Genomic DNA, 18,855 nt, shown 5'->3' with positions numbered 1-18,855 from the left:
GCTTTCAATTTGCATGGGAATGACTCAGCCGAAACAAGGCCGGGCTTTTAGTAAATAAATTCAAAATAGCTAAATAATAGATCTATACAGGCCGGGTACTGGTCGGGTACTGGTCGGGTACTCGTTAGGGTAAGAGCAGTGCTAAAGTAACGCGAGAGCATGGCAACTCTAAGTCAAAACAACTAGTTGAAAAGACTTAGAGTTGCCATGTTTACAGCCCGTTTACAACCTGGTGTCACCCCGACCTCTATTCAGGCACAACTAGGTCATAACCGGATGAAGATTAATGAAATTATAATTTTCCCTTTGACTAACCCATGGACAACTGCGGACAATTGCGGATATTTTTTACGCATCAGGATAATCAAGTTTATGACTTGATCCCTTACTTTTTCAGTGCCAGTATATTATCCGGTCCGGGATGAAACTCATTCTCAGTTTTTGCGATAACAATCGTAGCGACCCCGTTTCCAATAATATTTGTAATTGCGCGGGCTTCACTCATAAACTTGTCCACTCCCAACAGGAAAGCAAGCCCCTCTACAGGAATCTTATGGATAGCGGTAAGCGTAGAGGCCAATACGATAAAGCCGCTCCCTGTCACGCCCGCAGCACCCTTGGATGTCAGCATTAATATCCCAATGATACTCAGCATTTCTGCTAATGATAAATGAACATTATATAATTGTGCTAAAAAGATAACTGCCATCGATAAATAGATAGATGTTCCGTCCAGGTTGAAAGAATAGCCCGTTGGAATAACCAGCCCCACAACCGATTTACTGCAGCCCAGCTGTTCTAGTTTTTTCATAATAGATGGCAAAGCAGACTCTGAAGAAGAAGTTCCCAAAACCAGCAGCAGTTCTTCTTTAATGTATTTAAGAAAACTAAGGATGCTCAAATTAAAATACCGGAGGATAGAACCCAGGATGATGAAGACAAACAGTGCCATCGTTAAATAAACCGTACCCATTAGTTTCCCCAAAGGAATCAGCGTCTGTAAGCCAAACTTACCAATCGTATAAGCCATTCCCCCGAAAGCACCAAGCGGCGCGAGGTACATCACGTATCTTAAGCCGCCAAAAACCAATTTTGAAGCTTTACCCAAAACGCCGATAACTGCCTCTCTTTTTGAATAAAAATTGAGGGCAACCCCCACAACAATGGCTACCACTAAAACTTGTAAGGTCAAATTAGACATGAAAAACTTCCCCCAATCAAAAGCAGCACCCGACTCAGCAGCTTTCGTGTATTTAGAAGGGTCCTGTATATTCAGCCCCGACCTGTCAATATGCCCCGGACGTATAATATAAGCCACAAATATGCCTATCGCCAGTGCGAATGTGGTTACGATTTCGAAATAAACAAGTGACTTCACACCAATCCGGCCCACTTTTTTCAGGTCACCCATACCACTGATTCCTAAAACAATGGTCAGGAATATTATCGGTGCAATGAAAAGTTTGATAATATCTACGAAGGTTTTACCCACGATCTCCATTTTTATGGCCAGTGCAGGATCTATTGTTCCCAGTACAATTCCGGCAATAATTGCAATCAAAACCCAAAAAGTCAGGTTGGTAAATAGTCTTTTCGTAAAGCTCCTTTTTTGTATTTTATCGGGTGTAGTATAAGTAATTTCCATGTTGAAGGATTAAAAATATGATTATTAGTTTAGGAATCAGCAGCTGAATTTACCCCGTTGTGCAGAAAAAAACAAAATGTACCTGTGTAAAAGTAAAGACCCCTGGGTTTACAATTTAACCTGCAGGTTAGCATAGTAATTTATGCCATTGAAACCGAATTGGTTAGCTGTTCTGCTGTAAGGAATCTGTCCGCCAAAAGATAAATTTGTGTTCAGCTCATTAATCTCTTTTATTTCGTCAGGATAGACATTAAATAAATTATTACAACCCACGCTAACCGAAAATATTTTATTCAGGCGGCGGGAAAATTGCAGATCAGTAATTACCTTACCGCTAAAAGTCTGATCAAAAACAGGATCATTCTCCCAGGCAGCGACCTTTCCAAAATAAGTATAACGCAGTAAAAAATTGAAAGTATTCATTTGATAAGCGGCTGATAATATCATTTTGCTGTTCGGCTGCGCATGTTCAATAATCCCAATATCGGTTCGCGGAAGCAGCGCAGATACAGGAATATTTCCCCCTCCGGCAAGCGGCAGATCAGCTGCTCTCATTTTAACGCTGGTGTTGTTAAAAGAAGCTGTGCCACTAATTATCAGTGATTTATGCTTTGCAAAAACAGAAGTGTAATTAGCTGTGAGTTCAACCCCCTTGGTATAAGTATTTAAAGCATTGATGAAAAACTGAAGATCTGTTACCCCGGCACTTGCTAAAACCGGCCGCAGTGCAATTACCGAACTATCCAGTCTTCCGGAAACAACGATCCGGTTGCGAATAGGGATATAGTAAAAATCTGCAGAAAATGATAAGGAAGAATTAACTGTCCCGGTAAATCCTGCGCCCAGATTTATAGAGGTTTCTGGCCGGAGTTTTGGCACGCCCAGCTGTTGTAAAACGGGGCTGTCGTTGCGGAAATGCTGTACGAGGTAAACATCCGACTGCCCGTTTTTTTGAAAGAACTGGAATTGAAGCTGATCGTAATAAACCTGTTGTAAAGAAGGGGCTCTGAAATTACGGCTCAGTGAGGTCCTGAATACAAAAGCGTCCGTTATTTTATGCCGGATCGCTAGTTTACCTGATACGTTTCCTCCAAAATCACTGTAGCGTTCGTAGCGCGCAGCAGCAGAGAGTAAAGTTCTTTTGGAGAGCTCCATATTTACTTCTGCATAAACCCCAATATTTGCCCGGTATTTATTCAGCTGTTCGTCAGGCTTAAACCCCGGTCTTCCATTAGTGCCCGGAAGTTTTAAAAGGGCAGGGGATGTACCCGGTAAGTTGGCATCCAGGTAAGAAGCCTTATCCCCGGTAATGATCTGGTAATTTTCCAGCCTTGATTCTGCGCCCGCAGCAAATGTAATTCCAGGTGCAAGGGTCTTTGAAAAATCCAGGTTCAGAATTCCCTGCTGCAAAATAGTGCCACCTGCATTAAAAGCTAAAGGAGAATTGTTCCCCATAGAAGCATTGACTGTATTTACGGCTTCAGTATTGAGCTTATTATAGCCATAAACAGCACTAAAGTCCATATTCCAGCTATCTGTCCTTGTTTTTTTTATTCCCGCTGCCAAAGAACCGTTGGATAATACAGCCGGGAATTCTGGTAAATACCCATCTGGAAAGAGTGGAGTTGTTGCAGGATAGAAGTTTGGAAAGCGGTAAAAACCGAATGTTACCGCTCTTTTTTGTGAAAAACCACCAAAGGAATAAAACTTCCAATCCTGATGAACTGGTGTTTCCATATTGAACCATAAAGCTATATTTTTAATTTCCGCGTCGCCATATTGCCCCTGGTTGCGCTGAAATCCCTTTTCTTTGACTAGTAAATCATCCCTGCGTTTATTCTCTGCAAGTTTATCACCAGGGGCAGGGAAATTGATACTGCTGAGTTTTGAAGTATCACTAACCTGGCGGTAAACTAACCCGGTATAAGCTCTGGCGCGGTTCGTAGACTGCTGATACTGATAGTTTAACGTGAAATTCAGGAACCCTTTGCCCGAAGCCAGTGGCAAACCATAACTTAAATTATTTTGTGTATAGTTCCCGTCACCTTGACTGGTTTGACCAAACTGTGTACTGAAGATACCCCCGGTCTGTTTTTTCAGGACGATATTAATAATACCAGCAATCGCATCAGAACCGTATTGTGCAACAGCACCATCCCTTAGAACTTCTATTTTTTCAATCATTGCTGCGGGAATTGCACTCAAATCTGTTCCTGCCGTCCCTTTTCCAACTGTATTGTTCAGGTTTAAGGCAGAAATATTATGTCTTCTCTTGCCATTGATTAAAACCAGCAACTGATCCGGGCCAAGTCCGCGCAGGGTTGACTGCTCTGCATAAGAGGCTACATTATTGATTCCGTATTTGGAGGAATTGAAAGAAGAAGAAGTATAATGCAGCATTTGCGCCAGTTCTACCTGGCCGGTTTGCATCAATGCGGCCTGGTTAAAAACGTCAACGTGTAAAGTCGTCTGGAGTTTGGTGCGGGCCATTCTGGCGTGGGAGCCTAAAATAGCAACCTCCTCCAAATTTAACGTAACCAGTTTTACAATTGCTTTTTCTACAGGTAAGGCAGCTTTGATAATATACTGACTATCAGAAATCTTTTTAAAAGATAGCTTTAACGGATTTAATAATTGATATAAGATTACATCCAGATTCAGCTGATCCGGACGTTTATAATTGCTCAGTCTGACTGCGGCAATCAATTGTGCCTCATAAACAAAGCTGACTTTATATTGCGCAGAAAGGAAATCTAATTCATTTCTAAGAGACTGATTAACTTTGTTTTGCGGAGCTTGTGCAAGTGATGTTTCACAGAAAACAGTAAATAATGCAAACAGAAAAATGCCTGCTGCATATAACTTAAATCCCGATATAAACCTCTTTGCCATTCTCTTTTACTGTTGTATTCAGCAAGGCTGCCAAAGTCTGGATTAAAACAGGCTCATTTTTAAGTTCCAGTGTACCTGAAAATTCTCTGGTACGAATTGATTGATCTTTAATCAGATACTTTTTGCCATAATAAGCTGATAATTTATTACAAACATCAGTTACAGTTGCATTCTTGAAAATATATTTGCCATCAATCCAACAGGTAAACTCTTCTATATCGCCTGCTTTTCTTCTGAAGGCAATTTCCCCCTTTTTACAAGTCGCATATTCACCAGGAGCCAGGATAAGAGACTGGTTTTTATGTTTTAAGCCCACTTTACCGCTTACCAAAGTAACCAGCGTACTATCTGCCTGCGTATTTACATTAAATACAGTTCCCAAAACACTAACCTCGGTCAGGTTTGCATGTACAGTGAAAGCCACTGCTGGCTGATTTTTCTGTCCGATATGTTTAATATGGAAATAAGCTTCCCCATTTAACCAGATTTGTCTGTTTTTTTTATCCCAGTTTTCCGGATACTTCACTGAGCTGTTTGCGTTAAGGATGACCGTCGAACTATCAGGCAGCACAATGGTTTTAGTGTGTCCATATGGGGCTGAAACAGTTAATAAAGTAATACTATCAGCTTTGTTTCGCATATAAAACAACAGTCCTGCGCCAATCACCAGGCCGGTCAGTATAGCTGCTATTTTGAAAAAAGGGAATATTTTTATGGCAACAGGCTGATAATCTGTTCCCTGTGCGCTAATGGTATTGTCAATCCGGTTTTTAAGGCTTTCGTAAAATTGTTCTTTCAGCGGATCTTTTCCTAAAGAAAGCAGTCCGATGATTTCTGTGGCTTCATTAACTTTTTCCAGAGACAACGGATGGTCATGAATCCACTTTTCCCAAAAAAGCGTAGCCTGCTGATCAGTTGCTTTTACGTAATTCGTAAAGCTCTCATCATTTACAAAATCAGCTGTTGTATATTCCTGATATGACATTTTTATCGATTATAATTTATAAGAGGCTTTTTAAGTATTAATTACCCCATGTATCCAAAGTAAAAATAAAATAAGGATATGTTTTTTTCTCAATCCGTCTATTGCCTGTCCATCAATTTGTAAGTGTTTTTGCAAATCTTATATAAAGCTCGTCAAGCGTTTTTATTATGTTGTTTAATCTGATCAACCAATTCGGTATCACCAAGCCCGTAAAAATAAGGCTAAACTTAGATTATTTATTTTGTTTTAGCAGTCGTTTAAAATTATAGGGTGAAAATATTTTTGTTAAGTCATTTGTATTAAAATAGTTGGATTGATTTTTTTATTAAATTTTATCTCTAAATTAAAATTAATGAATATATTTATTTATCGTCTGATAATTAATTAATCTTAAAACATCTTATTTAGTAATAGTGCAATAGTCTACCGCCTTTTTCATTTTGTTAAAACGTTTTAATAATGCCTAAAATACGATTATTTAACCTTTAACCAATATATCTAAACCTATGAAATCAAAATCAATGATCTTTAGCCTGCTCGTTTTGAGCACCGGGATTGCCTGTACCAAACAAGATCCGGCCAGTAAAGACGGACTTTCTTCCGGCAATTCCCTAACCCAGGCCAATGCGGTCCTGGCTGATCCTCCAGCTACCTGGAAGGAACACTGGTTTGAGCATAATCAATTGCTGAACCGCGTTTTCAACGATGCAAATGTGGCTGTATATTACGACAATGAGGTAGACAGAAGTATCACGTGGCCTAATACCTTTCTGGCACAAGTATGGAGTTATACGAAAAGAACGTATGGCGCTTTCGGAAATGAATCGCCACTTTATGTGATTTTACATACCGGAAAATACAGCGGCGGCCATCCAAGTACTTATATGGACGCTAGCCATGATTACAGAAATGTGATTGATTGTGGCTCTTCAAGTACACAGGCCTGGAAATCCGGAACAGGTAATGATCTGGATCTGACTACACATGAAGTTGGCCATATCGCGGAAGGTGCAGCTAAAGGAGTGCATGGCTCACCAGCATTTGATATTTGGCATGATAGCAAGTGGATGGAAATTTATATTTATGATGTATATCTTGGACTGGGAAGAACTGCAGATGCACAGCGCTGGTATAACCTGGTTTCACCAGGTTCGGATAGTTATCCCCGCGCGCAATCACATTGGTTTAAAGACTGGTGGTACCCGCTTTATACACAATACGGAAAAACAGCAGTTTTAAATAAATACTTCACTTTGCTGGCTGCAAATTTTCCGAAACACGTAGTCTCCAATGGCGTGACCAATATCAATGAATACAGCAGGAAATTGAATTTTGGGGAATTTGTTCATTTCTGGAGTGGTGCTGCGGGTGCTGATTTAAAACCACTTGCACTTACTGCTTTCGGGAATAAAGATGAGCAGGGCAATGACTGGACGGTTCAATTACAGCAAGCAAAACTAACCTTCCCGGGGGTAACTTATCCGGGAAGTACAAATTAATATCAAATAATTCATGTAGCGTAAGTTTAACTTACGCTACATTTATGGTTTTGGACGATGGGTTTTCATCCAGTTATCTACAGAGTACGGGCCCGAGCCTACTACCCAGAACAGCACTAACAGGAGCAATACAATGATTGACAGCCATAATTCTGAATTGAGAAAAGAGAACCCTTTAGAAATATTGACAAAGAAAATAGCCCCTAAAAGAATTGGGATCTGTATGACCGCAGCAAACCGTGTAACCAGCCCGATCAGGATCAGTAAACCGCCAACCAGGTGTGCAAAAGCAACGGTATGCAATACTGCAACAGCCATTAACCCCGAAAACCCTAAGGTGTTGTGCTGTATAATCCACTCTTGCTGCACTCCGGTATCACTTACAAACGCAATACCTTTGCTTAAAATCAGTAAGCCAAGTCCGATGCGGACGATGTCGAGCGATTTGGTATGATGTATATCACCCCAATGCTCTATTTTTTGAACCATATTCATAAAACCTCCTTTTTAAGATAAACTCATTTGGTTATATTAAGTTAAGGATAAAATATATTTAAAATGCAAATATTTGAAGGTTAAATGTTTACGGCTTAAAATTTAAGCCGTAATCAGTTCGTGGTTAATCCTAGCACCTGCAATACTACCTGCAGCTACTGCATTCGCAATAGATCTCATCGGGCTTATATTATCACCTGCAGCATAAATTCCCGGAATAGTTGTTTTTTTGAAATCATCAGTCAGAATATAGCCTCTTTTATCTATTTCACAGCCCATTTCTTCAGGAACAGGGCAGTGTTGAATAAATGGTGCCCTGGTATAAAGTGCGTCAATTTCTTCTATCGTTCCATCTGAAAACCGGATACCTGTCAGCTTTCCGGCAACGTGTTCTATACTTGCGATTGGTTTTTCGATCAGCTTCACCTTTAAATCTTTAATTTCCTGCTGTTGAGCTGCACTGAATTTTGGCGCTCCATTCGTGAACACCCGCAGATCTTTATTCCAGTTTGAAATTAATTTGCTGAAATCCAGCGTGTTTTCGTCATTTGATAAAATTCCCATTGGCTGATCTTTATATTCATAACCATGGCAATACGGGCAGTGAATAACTGAAATTCCCCAGCAAGCTGAAAGCCCTGGTATATCCGGAAGCTGATCTTCTATTCCGGTGGCAAACAGGAGCTTTTTTGCGCTGATTTGTAATCCTTTGGCAGTTGTCACCGTAAAATTAAAGTCTTCACCAATAGCGCTGACCACCATATCTTCCATAAACTGGATTGTTGGATAAACAGCAACCTGATCCTTAGCTGCTTTTGCGATTTGTGCCGGACTAAAACCATCTTGGGTTATAAAATTATGAGCATGCGGCGTTTGACTGTTACAAGGCTGTTTGCTATCAATGATTAGTGTGCTTCTGATCGCCCTGCCTAAAGTCATGGCTGCAGATAATCCGCTATAGCTACCACCAATAATGATAACTTCAAATTCATTTTTTTCCATTTTTTATAGTTTATTAATTCCGATTCCGTTACTGAATGAAAACCAGGCGAAGCTATTAATATCATTTTTTGCTACAGCTCCACTAGTGGAAGATTGAATAGTTGCTGTAATAATTCCGCTCATAAACAAATTGATCCAGGCAAGGGTCAGGTTTGGACTGATAATTTCCCGTTTTTGTAATTCTTTGATAACAGCTGTGGTCGGAGAAAAAGTCTGGTCATAGGTCGCGCAATCTTCATCTTCCTTCTGGTGCTGATGCCCCTGATACTGATGTAGTTTTTGAAAGAAAGCATATTTAGAACCGCAATCTATACTGGCATATAAAACCCGTTCTAGCTGGATAAGCGGATCTTCTGAGCTCTCAATCGCATGGGTAATGTTGGTTTTGCATTTAAGCTGCATTTCTAAATGACAGGCTTTTAGTAAATCATTGCGATCGGTAAAATAACGGTGAAGTGTTCTTCTGGTCACTTCTGCCCGTTCAGCTACTTTTTCAAGCGCGCTGGAATAGTCATCATTAAAGATTTCAATGGCAGTGTCAATAATTTTTTGTTTGGTGTCTTTCATGTGTATTCTTTTTTGCCGCTCAGTAATTGCAGACACAATTGTAGGAATAAATTCTCAGATGTGAGACATTGTGGTGAAAATAATTTAGAAAAGGGTGTTTTTTAGGGCTTTAGTTGCAGTTTGATACGGTATTCAAACGGGTTTGATACGGGGCAAGGCGTTTCAACGCCGTATCAAACCAGCTTCAAACTGTAACTTAAACCCTAGAGAATATAGCCAGAAATACTATTGAATATTACCGGAAACTTTATTTAAACAGCGCCCAAAGTTTATCCTTTAGGAAGCGGAAAATCATAGCTATAGCTCCGCTCATCCACTGATTTTTAATCAATTGATGAAATAGCAGTCATTAATTAATCAATGAAATTAATGGAGGTAGTCCAGTATTTTTTCCAGTAGCTCGCTCTCCTTGTAAGGTTTAACGATGTAATCATTCAAGCCTGAAGAAATATAGTTCTGATGTGATTCAGGAGAAATCTGGCCAGTTATCGCGATAATTGGCGTTCTGCATTTTTTAATATCCTGATGAGCCCTGATTTTTTTAGTCAGCTCAACACCATCCATACCAGGCATTTCAATATCGGTTAATACCATATCATAATGATGCGTATCAAATGCTTTTAAAGCTTCCTCTCCATTTGTAGCCGTATCAAAGCTAATGTGATGCTTGTTAAAGATCATTTTGATAACCAGCAAATTCATATTCGCATCATCTACTACCAGTAAATGAATATTTTTAAAGGAATCTGCTCTGGAAACCTGCGTTTCTTTATCCGTTAAAACTTCCTGTGCATGCTCCGCAACTGCATAAGGTAGTTCCAAATGGAAATTTGTGCCTTTACCCAGAATACTGTTTACTGTTATTTTTCCATGATGGAGATCAACCAGTTTCTTACAGATGGGTAAGCCTAAACCTGATCCTTTTTGCCAGTCCATGCGTTTGTTATTGATGACCTGTGAAAATTCATCAAAGATAAAAGGCAGCTCTTTTTCTGAGATTCCTATACCAGTATCACTGACTTCGATCAGCAATAGTACATGCCCGGTTTCTGTTTTCTTAATATCAGCCTTCACACGAACTTCTCCCTGATCAGTGAATTTGATGGCATTGGCAATCAGGTTAACCAGGATTTGTTTTAACCGGTAAGGATCACCTGTAATTAATAAATCGGGCGCTTCCTTTTGGTTTAATATCAATTGAAGTCCCTTTTGATTAGCGAGTACAGCAGTTGCTGCAACGATCTCATGCAAGATATTTTTATAATGAAAAGGAGTTTTTGAAAGAGACAGTTTTCCCGTTTCCATTCTTGAAAAGTCAAGGATTTCATTAACAGCGGACAGCAGCATCGAAGAAGAAGTTTCCAGTAAATTTGCCATTGTTTCCTGTTCAGTATTCAATGGGGTCGTTTTAAGCTGTTCAGTTGCGCCTAAAATTGCATTTAGTGGTGTGCGCATTTCATGGCTTATACTGGTGAAAAACCTCGATTTAACGATCACTTGTTCAGAGGCTAGTTTATTCGCTTTTACAATTTTATTATAGGCACGGTATAGGGTAATCAGTAAAGAAATAATGACAATTAATGAGATTAGGTTAATCATGAAATTGATCTTTCCGGAGGTTCCGATAACTTCTAAGGAATGTAAGGTCTTATCTCTTAAAGACATCTTTCTGGCCAGCTGAAGCTGATGTTCCCGGGTACTGAACTCCCGGAACATGACTTTGATATTGTCCAGAATCTGTCCGTTGGTTTTCAAAATCGCTCTTTCATTTTCGTTCAGGAGCTTGTGATTTCCCCGCTGACTTTCAAAAAGATTTTTATAGAACTTTTCTACATCTTCCAGATTTTTCCTGGTATAGTGGTTATCATTTTCTGTGGTTTCCAGGATAACTGTTTCTGTTTTACTGGTCCGGGCAGTATCTTTTTTATCTTCTTTATTGAGAATTGCACTCTTTATCCGCTGAAAGAATTTGGTCTTCTTTGCTTCTGGAACTGGTTTAGTGACTTCAGTTTTGATAATCTTTTTCACGACAGGACGCGGTGATTTCTTAAAAGACATGGCTGGAGGTAAACTTTTTCCTGTATCAACTTTCAGGTTGACAGACATCAGCGAATCTGTCATCTTTTTAATTTTTGCATACAGCAAAATCTGCTTGTCCCTTTTTGCTAAATCATTTGAAATATCAGTAGAAACATTATTCAGGTCTTCCTTCGAGAAACTTTCCAATAAAGAAGAGACATGCCGGATACCCTGACTATACTGGATGAAATATTTTTTCTCCCACAAAGAAGTATACAATCTGAAGTTATTTTCCGCTTCCTGCAACCCCATATTGATGGTATCCAGTTTGTAGATCTGCTCGTTATTGGCATCCCTTTGCAAACTTGTAGCCTGAAGTGTCTTTTGCTCAGTATATTGATTGAAAGATGTTCTTAGCAGCAGCCCGATAAATAAGACAATAGTTACCAGAATTACTATAAAGGAGATCCGCTTATTCATCATTTTGTATTTTTTCAGTCTTATATCTTGTATTTTTATACTTAAAAAGGCATTACCAGTGCGTAATAAAAAATCTTACAAGAGGTTTCAGGTTAACTTATAAACCATAACAATTTGCAGAAATGGCTCATTTAAGGTTGTAAATGTAGTTGAAAATTTTGTTAGAAATATATTCAGGCCAGAAGCAATCTGATTTGGACAGTACTGTATTTCATTTATTGCTATTTTATTAAGACCTTGGCCAGCTATGTCAGACTTTCGTTTAGAAGTTTTTTATACCGTAGCCAAAAGGCTTAGTTTTACTAAAGCTGCCGCTGCTTTATTCATTACACAGCCTGCTGTAACCAAGCATATTTTTGAATTGGAACAGCAATATGACAACAAGCTTTTTGAACGTAAAGGGAATAAAATTCAGCTGACCCCGGCAGGAGAACTATTACTCAGTCATACGGAATCATTATTTGATATTTATCGGAATATTGATTTTGATATGAATGCACTGGTTCATAAAAAAGAAGGGATTTTAGCGCTTGGGGCCAGTACTACCGTTTCTCAATATGTAATTGCGCCCATCCTTGCGGGGTTTAGGAGTAAATTCAGCGCGATAGAGATCAACCTGATTAATGGGAATACAGAACAGATGGAGAAAGCTTTGCTGGATAAAGAAATTCAGCTTGGAATTATAGAAGGAAGGTCTAAACATCAGGAAATCAGTTATACCGAGTTTATCATGGATGAAATTGTTCTGGTTTGTGGTCAGGATCATCCTTTGGCTAAAAAGTCTGAAATCAGCAAAGAACTATTGCTGGAAAATTCTTTTGTGATGCGGGAACAGGGATCAGGGACACTTGAAGTTATAGACTACGCTTTAAAAGATATAGGAATGCGGGTCGCAGATCTTAAAGTTGAAATCCATCTGGGAAGTACCGAAAGTATCAAATCATATTTAATGCACTCTAATTGCTTAGCTTTTATATCTATACATGCGCTGACCAATGAACTGCAGCGTGGAACTTTAAGGGTAATTGATGTGGCAGGGCTCCTGATAGAACGTCATTTCTATTTTATCCATCTTCAAGGTAAACTGGATGGTTTATCGGAAGTTTTTTTGCGCCATGCACGGTTAACTCATAACCTGAAGTAATGGCAGATTAATTTTCGCAATTTGACCTGCGGGGCCATTAGTGGCATCTTTGTGCTATAAATAACAAAGATTATGCAATTGAGTTTAAATACCCGTAAAATTATATTTATTGTTGCCGCACTATTTTGTCTGTTACCTTTAATGTCACCCCCTTTGGCCCTTTTGCTTGGACTGTTCGTTGCTCAGCTGATGGATCATCCCTTTGCCGGGTTTAATGCGGTTGCAACTAACTGGCTTTTAAAACTAGCGGTAATCGGACTGGGATTTGGCATGAACCTATCCTTTGCACTGAGTGCTGGCCGGGAAGGTTTTTTGTTTACAGTCGTTTCAATTTTCGGCGTACTCGCATTAGGATTTATCCTGGGTAAAGCTTTTAAGACCGAACGTAAAACCTCTTTTTTAATCTCTGCTGGTACAGCTATTTGCGGAGGAAGTGCAATTGCAGCCTTATCTCCAGTGATGAAAGCTGGTGAGAAAGAAATTTCTGCAGCACTGGGAATCGTATTTATTCTGAATTCTGTCGCCTTATTTATATTTCCGGGGATAGGGCATGCTTTAAACTTATCGCAAAGTCAGTTTGGGATCTGGTGTGCCATAGCCATCCATGATACGAGCTCTGTAGTTGGGGCAGCCAGTAAATATGGAGAGCAAGCTTTACAAATTGCAACCACTGTAAAACTGGCGAGGGCTTTGTGGATTATTCCGGTAGCGTTTGGTACTGCCTTTATCTTTAAAAGTGATCAAAAGAAAGTTAAAATACCCTATTTCATAGGATTGTTCGTGCTGGCGATGTTAGCAAACACTTATTTACCCTTTATTAAACCACTTGTCCCATATTTTGTAAACGCAGCTAAAACAGCTTTAACGTTAACCTTATTTTTGATAGGAAGCGGCTTATCATTTAAGGTAATTAAAACGGTCGGAATCAAGCCTTTTCTCCAGGGGGTTATCTTATGGATAGCTATTTCTTCAGTTTCGCTATGGGCAATTATGCTTTTAGTTTAGGATATGAAATTCTGGGAATAATTTTCGCGCAAACGTTTGATAAGCTCCTGTAAGATAATGTTCTATGTTTTTGACATGTCCATGTGTTTAATTGTGCTCAGTTTTAAGACGATTGATGACGGCTTTTTATATTGTAAATTGTTACTTATAGCTATTCTAAAAGGTATTTGCAATGTGAACTGTGAAAATGAACTTATTATTTGATAATTATACTGGCAGCAGATCAAACGTTTGCGTATCATTTAATAGGCTTGTTTTTTTCGGATATATATAGATTACAATTGTATAAAGCATTGTGCTTGAATACAATATCTTAACCTAACCGAAAAACACTATGAAAAGAAAACTATTATTATTAATTCCGGTACTGATCAGCTTCATGGCTTGTAAAAAAGTATTAGACCCTTCAGGTGGTGGTACTGCGCCGGTAGATGTGGTCACTACTGTTGATGGTTATAGCAGTGATCATATCCACAACCTTAACCTGGTCTATTTTATACCGAATGATTTAGATACCCTGCCAGGATACCAGAAACGTTTAAGTGACCTGATGCTTTGGGGACAGAAATTCTATAAAGATGAAATGGCCCGTAACGGGTATGCAGATAAAACTTTTGGCTTGTTCACTAGCCCGGCCAAAGGAGTGAAAATTACGGTGATCAGGGGAATCAAACCAAAAAGCAGCTATCCTTATTCTGGTGGAAATGGCGCTGTTGCACAAGAGATTAATGCTTATTTCACCGCGCATCCGGCAGAAAATACCAGTGCACATACTTTGGTCATTATACCGCGTTATGAATTCAAAGCAGATGGGACACCAAGCGGCGGACCATTTTATGGGACTGGAAAGTGGTGTTATGCACTTGATTATGAAGGTATGGATATTAAAAATCTGGGTAAAACGGATGCAGATGGTAAACGTTTCAGTGTTTGGTTTGGTGGAATGATGCACGAATTAGGACATGGTTTGAATTTACCGCATAACTGTCAGAAAGTATCAGAAAATGCAACCCTTGGAATGGCATTAATGTGGGCCGGTAATGGTACGTTAGGGATTTCCCCAACGTTTTTAACTGCTGCAGATGCCGCAATATTAAATGTAAATCAAGTTTTTAATAAAGGTGATAAGGCTTCTTACGGGGCTGTTAAGGCTTCAATTAGTAAAATTCATGCGAATTATGATCCTTCGAAATCGGCAATTGTGGTTTCCGGCCGGTTTACTTCAGATGTAAAGGTAAACAGTGTGGTTTATTATAATGATCCGAATGTAAACAATGAAGGGATTGGCGTAAATAAGGACTATAACGCTACTACCTGGGAATCTAAAGCGATAGGGGTAGATAGTTTTTACGTGGAAATGCCAATTTCGGAGCTTAAATACAAAGATGGTAACCCTTATGAGTTGAAAGTTAAACTAGTTCACGAGAATGGGAATGTCACGGAAACAATTTATAATTATGAGTTTGTAAATGGTATTCCGGTACTGAACTTCAGTAGCAGGGATGAGTTTAGCAAAACTGGCTGGAACGTATTGAATGTAAGTTCACAAGAGACTGCTGAAGAAGATGGTAAAGCTGCGAATCTGATTGATGGTGTGATCAATACTTATTGGCATTCACAATATTCAGGTACGACTGCTGCTTATCCGCATTCGTTTACCATAGATATGGCTGTTGCTAAACAAGTAACCGGGATTAGTCTTACACAAAGAAATGGCCTGCAAAGAGCTATTAAGGGGTTTGAAATTCAGTATAGCACGGATGGTTCAAGTTTTGTTCCGGCGGGATCTTATGTGCTGGCCAATGTAAATGGGGCACAATATATTAATTTGCCTGCTAAACAGACTTTCCGCTATTTTAAAATTATAGCGAAATCGTCTTATGATGGAGAGGCTTTTGCTGCTTTGTCTGAAGCGGGAGCATTTTAGTCATTACCTGGTGTAAAGGGAGCCCCTGATTCGTGAAAAATCAGGGGCTTTTGATTAAAAAATTCCTTTTTTATGATGCGCTAATGTAGCGGTTTGTGCTGGTGTGATACCAAAATGATCTTGCACAAGCTGTGCCGGATTTGCACTTAACCAATCATTCAGTGAAATTTCCTGGTATTCTGGCGCATTAAAAAGTATAATCAATTTAAGCGTCTCTGTACCTGTATTTTCTATATAATGGCCGTAACCTTGTTTAATGAAGGATACCATCCCTTTTTTATAGGCCATTGTTTTTACGCGCCCATGTGAACCGAAAATACTCAGGTTTCCTTTTCCGCTCATTACATATTGCCATTCATCAGCATTTGGGTGCCAGTGAAGTTCGCGGATCGCTCCTGGTTCAATATCCATGCGTAATGCAGTTAATGTGGTTTGAATAGGGAATTCTCTGGAAGAAACTTTCCTGGTAAAACCGCCTGCAAACTGTTGAAATACGCCATCCTTTTCCATGCGGAACTTATGGGCAGAGCTGCTGGTTGGGATGTTCGGATCTAAGTTTTGTGGTCTTGGTGCTGTAGCTATTTTTCCGGTACCGATGTAAAGTTCTTTGTGAGGGAAAGCCGCAAATGTACTTGCTGACAGTCCTGAGTTATGGGCCATGATTTCCGGGGAAATATGACTGATCCAATCTGTGGAGCTAAAGGTTCCGGATTCAGAGAAATGACCATTGTCAAAACCCAGTAAGAATAAGCAATGCTCGTCTCCTAAACATTGTAAACAGTGTCCATGGCCTTTAGGGAAATACCAGATGTCACCTTTTTCAAAGTCATCGGTTGATGTTGTCCCGTCAGGGGAGACTACTGTTGTACGTACTTTCCCTTCTAAAATATAGGCCCATTCTGCTGCAATGGAGTGCCAGTGCAATTCACGGAAGCTACCCGGATTTAGCCGCATAATTACAGCTGCTATACTTTGTGAAACTGGAAATTCTTCGACAGTGGCTTCTTTGGCAGTTCCACCAGTGCCTGTCCAGCCTGTACTTCCATTTTCAATGTCATAAACAAAATCTTCCAATTCTGCCTGCGGACCTTCTGGTCCTTTTTTTACCGGTGATTTTACTGCTGCATCAGCCTTTTGAGGGATTAATAAATTCAGGCTTGTTGCAGCTGTTACCAAACCAAAGGTGGATAAAGATGCTGCGGAAATGAATCCGCGTCTTGTAGTTGCCATAATTTTTAGATTAATATGAAGCAAATATATAATCCATAAATGGTAATTTAAAATAAAACATCATATGTTTGATTTAACATCATATGTTTGTGACGAAAGCTTTGATGACCATGGTAAACGCTGATTTGCGGTGCAATGCTAATTTTATAGCCTAATTCGGGGTGAAAATAGGAGCGAAGTGTGTGATGTTTGAAAGAAACATCGTATGTTTGTGACAAAGCAATCATTTTGAGCAACTCCATCAAACTTTACGAGAAAGTAATTAACCTGATCAAAGAGGATATTTCTCAGGGGAAATATAAAGCGGGTGAAAAAATACCTGCTGAACCTGAGCTAATGAAATTATATGGCGTAGGCCGTTCCAGTGTCAGGGAAGCGATTAAGACGCTGGCAATTTCAGGAATTCTGAAGGTACAGCAGGGATCGGGTACTTTTGTGAATACAAGTTTTCAGGAAGTCAGTATCGAGCAGCGGTTAAGACGCGCTGATTTTGAAGATGTAAATGCGGTAAGGGGGCTGCTGGAAAAAGAAATTGTAAAACTGGCAACACAGAACCGTACTGAAGAGCAGCTTCAAGAGATTGAACTGGCTTTGGGAAACCGGAAGTCGGCTATTGAAGCTGAAGATCCTCAAAGTTGTGCGGATGCAGATATTGCTTTTCATACAGCCATTGCCCAGGCTTCTTTAAATCCTGTATTGTCTGATTTATATTATAGTTTTACACTGATCATGCGTAATTTCTTTGCAGCAAGAGAGAAGCAGGGGATCAGTCGTTTTGCGATGAATCATCATTTGCATGAGCAGTTGTTTAAGGCAATTAAGGGTAAAAAGCTGAGTCAGTCACAATCGGTTCTTCAAAAGATACTGGATAATAATTATTAAGATGGTTCAAAAAAGCCTGCTAAAATGATAGCAGGCCCGGTTAAATTGGTGGTTGTGAATTTCTTTGGTAACAGTGGATTAGTTGGTATTGAATTTCTTTAATAGTGGGTTGGTTAGTATTGAATTAGAGAATTGGCTATTATTAAAATAGAAACTGTTATTGGGCTGCATCTGAATAGGTAGAAGCAATACGTATTTTCTTCACTATATGGGTAACCTTTGCAGTATCGCCGCCATATACTCCCCATTTCGGATCGCAGAAATCACTATCCAGCGTTCTGCATGCTAATCTTTTATTTCCGTTTGAAAAAGTCTGCTGAACACCGTTGTACCAGAATTCTATAAAACCAACAGCCGCATCTTCGGATACTTTTATACGGATCACAAATTGCTGCCAGGTTCCTGTAGTCAGTGCTACAGACCAGGGAACTGTTGCAGTATGATTTTTATCAAAATGCTGTAATTCCAATCTGCCATTAAGCGTACGGAGCATTAAAGGGTGATTCGCTTTTGCAGTTTTCGTAGGATAAGCTTTCCATTGAAATATGGCTTCTGTTTTTAAAGAAACCGGCATATATATTTTGCTGGTCCAGCCGATATAAATGTCAGAACCTTCTGCAGCCTGATAGTTTTTTGCTCCATGACCTTCAGCGCGATGGCTGCCTATAGGTTTTAAAAAGTTCCAGGCCAGTGTTCCGGTTTCGTCATTAACTGTGGTTACCGAGCCATCTTGTTCTACATTAATCTCTTTCCATACCTTGCTGCTGCCATTGACTGCATCGCCATTAAATAATACAGCCAGCGGATTAACAGTACTGACTTGCGCTGTGGAATTGTTCAAGTCTTGATTCACGTTAGTACCCTCTGCTTGTTTTTTACAATTCGTCAGTAAAAAAGCAGTCCCTAAGGCTAGTGTAATTACAGTAATTCTTGTTTTTCTCATGAGGTAATATGTTTAATATTAATATGATTTCAGAATAGATTTCTGTTTGAATAGATTTATTGGTTAACTAAATAAACTTTAAGTGAATGTAGTTAAAAATGCGATAGGTTTTTAGATAATTAAATTTATTAGTTAATTAT

Annotated in this window: 15 protein-coding genes; 6 read left to right on the top strand and 9 right to left on the bottom strand. The window is 39.4% G+C overall.

Annotated elements, in window-relative coordinates:
• Positions 1 to 186 precede the first annotated feature (186 nt).
• Entirely contained in the window at positions 187 to 381 is a 195-nt protein-coding gene (locus LY11_RS26495; RefSeq protein ID WP_146610801.1) for a hypothetical protein, read from the top strand.
• Between the two features lie 4 nt (positions 382 to 385).
• Here LY11_RS26495 and LY11_RS05075 read toward each other — a convergent pair whose 3' ends face one another.
• The 3 genes from LY11_RS05075 to LY11_RS05065 form a co-directional block, all read right to left on the bottom strand.
• Entirely contained in the window at positions 386 to 1,645 is a 1,260-nt protein-coding gene (locus LY11_RS05075) for a cation:dicarboxylate symporter family transporter (protein ID WP_111632626.1), read from the bottom strand.
• Between the two features lie 108 nt (positions 1,646 to 1,753).
• The gene (locus LY11_RS05070; protein ID WP_111632625.1) at positions 1,754 to 4,537 is read right to left on the bottom strand and encodes a TonB-dependent receptor plug domain-containing protein; all 2,784 of its coding nucleotides are present in this window, start codon (positions 4,535 to 4,537) and stop codon (positions 1,754 to 1,756) included.
• A complete protein-coding gene (locus tag LY11_RS05065) occupies positions 4,509 to 5,522 on the bottom strand; it encodes a FecR family protein (protein WP_111632624.1) in 1,014 nt (337 codons plus the stop codon). Before LY11_RS05065 ends, LY11_RS05070 begins: the two co-directional genes overlap by 29 nt.
• 506 nt (positions 5,523 to 6,028) lie before the next feature.
• Between LY11_RS05065 and LY11_RS05060 the strand changes: the two genes are divergently transcribed.
• Positions 6,029 to 7,021: a hypothetical protein gene (locus LY11_RS05060; protein ID WP_111632623.1), complete on the top strand. Its 993-nt coding sequence runs from the start codon at positions 6,029 to 6,031 to the stop codon at positions 7,019 to 7,021.
• 42 nt (positions 7,022 to 7,063) lie between these two features.
• On the opposite strand, the gene LY11_RS05055 is transcribed toward LY11_RS05060, so the two are convergent.
• The 4 genes from LY11_RS05055 to LY11_RS05040 all read right to left on the bottom strand — a co-directional run bounded on the left by LY11_RS05055 (position 7,064) and on the right by LY11_RS05040 (position 11,587).
• Entirely contained in the window at positions 7,064 to 7,516 is a 453-nt protein-coding gene (locus LY11_RS05055; protein WP_111632622.1) for a DoxX family protein, read from the bottom strand.
• 102 nt (positions 7,517 to 7,618) lie between these two features.
• Complete coding sequence (locus LY11_RS05050; protein ID WP_111632621.1) at positions 7,619 to 8,518, bottom strand: NAD(P)/FAD-dependent oxidoreductase; 900 nt, start codon at positions 8,516 to 8,518, stop codon at positions 7,619 to 7,621.
• Positions 8,519 to 8,521: 3 nt separating this feature from the next.
• Complete coding sequence (locus LY11_RS05045; RefSeq protein WP_111632620.1) at positions 8,522 to 9,085, bottom strand: TetR/AcrR family transcriptional regulator; 564 nt, start codon at positions 9,083 to 9,085, stop codon at positions 8,522 to 8,524.
• A 366-nt stretch (positions 9,086 to 9,451) separates the two neighbouring features.
• The gene (locus LY11_RS05040) at positions 9,452 to 11,587 is read right to left on the bottom strand and encodes an ATP-binding protein (protein ID WP_111632619.1); all 2,136 of its coding nucleotides are present in this window, start codon (positions 11,585 to 11,587) and stop codon (positions 9,452 to 9,454) included.
• 244 nt (positions 11,588 to 11,831) lie between these two features.
• Between LY11_RS05040 and LY11_RS05035 the strand changes: the two genes are divergently transcribed.
• The 3 genes from LY11_RS05035 (at position 11,832) to LY11_RS05025 (ending at position 15,660) form a co-directional block, all read left to right on the top strand.
• The gene (locus tag LY11_RS05035; RefSeq protein WP_111632618.1) at positions 11,832 to 12,728 is read left to right on the top strand and encodes a LysR family transcriptional regulator; all 897 of its coding nucleotides are present in this window, start codon (positions 11,832 to 11,834) and stop codon (positions 12,726 to 12,728) included.
• A 72-nt stretch (positions 12,729 to 12,800) separates the two neighbouring features.
• Positions 12,801 to 13,733 carry a YeiH family protein gene (locus tag LY11_RS05030; RefSeq protein ID WP_111632617.1) on the top strand — a complete coding sequence of 311 codons (933 nt, stop codon included), beginning with the start codon at positions 12,801 to 12,803 and terminating at the stop codon, positions 13,731 to 13,733.
• Positions 13,734 to 14,067: 334 nt separating this feature from the next.
• Positions 14,068 to 15,660, top strand: a complete 1,593-nt coding sequence (locus LY11_RS05025) for a discoidin domain-containing protein (RefSeq protein WP_111632616.1) — start codon at positions 14,068 to 14,070, stop codon at positions 15,658 to 15,660.
• Between the two features lie 54 nt (positions 15,661 to 15,714).
• On the opposite strand, the gene LY11_RS05020 is transcribed toward LY11_RS05025, so the two are convergent.
• Entirely contained in the window at positions 15,715 to 16,890 is a 1,176-nt protein-coding gene (locus LY11_RS05020) for a cupin domain-containing protein (protein WP_111632615.1), read from the bottom strand.
• A 228-nt stretch (positions 16,891 to 17,118) separates the two neighbouring features.
• On the opposite strand from LY11_RS05020, the gene LY11_RS05015 reads away from it, so the two are divergent.
• The gene (locus tag LY11_RS05015; RefSeq protein WP_111632614.1) at positions 17,119 to 17,772 is read left to right on the top strand and encodes a FadR/GntR family transcriptional regulator; all 654 of its coding nucleotides are present in this window, start codon (positions 17,119 to 17,121) and stop codon (positions 17,770 to 17,772) included.
• A 157-nt stretch (positions 17,773 to 17,929) separates the two neighbouring features.
• Here the strand turns inward: LY11_RS05015 and LY11_RS05010 are convergent, their stop codons facing one another.
• A complete protein-coding gene (locus LY11_RS05010; RefSeq protein WP_111632613.1) occupies positions 17,930 to 18,715 on the bottom strand; it encodes a heparin lyase I family protein in 786 nt (261 codons plus the stop codon).
• Between the last annotated feature and the right edge of the window lie 140 nt (positions 18,716 to 18,855).

Source organism: Pedobacter cryoconitis, from assembly GCF_003259615.1.
GTDB lineage: Bacteria > Bacteroidota > Bacteroidia > Sphingobacteriales > Sphingobacteriaceae > Pedobacter > Pedobacter cryoconitis.
This window is presented reverse-complemented; position numbering and strand designations above follow the sequence as displayed.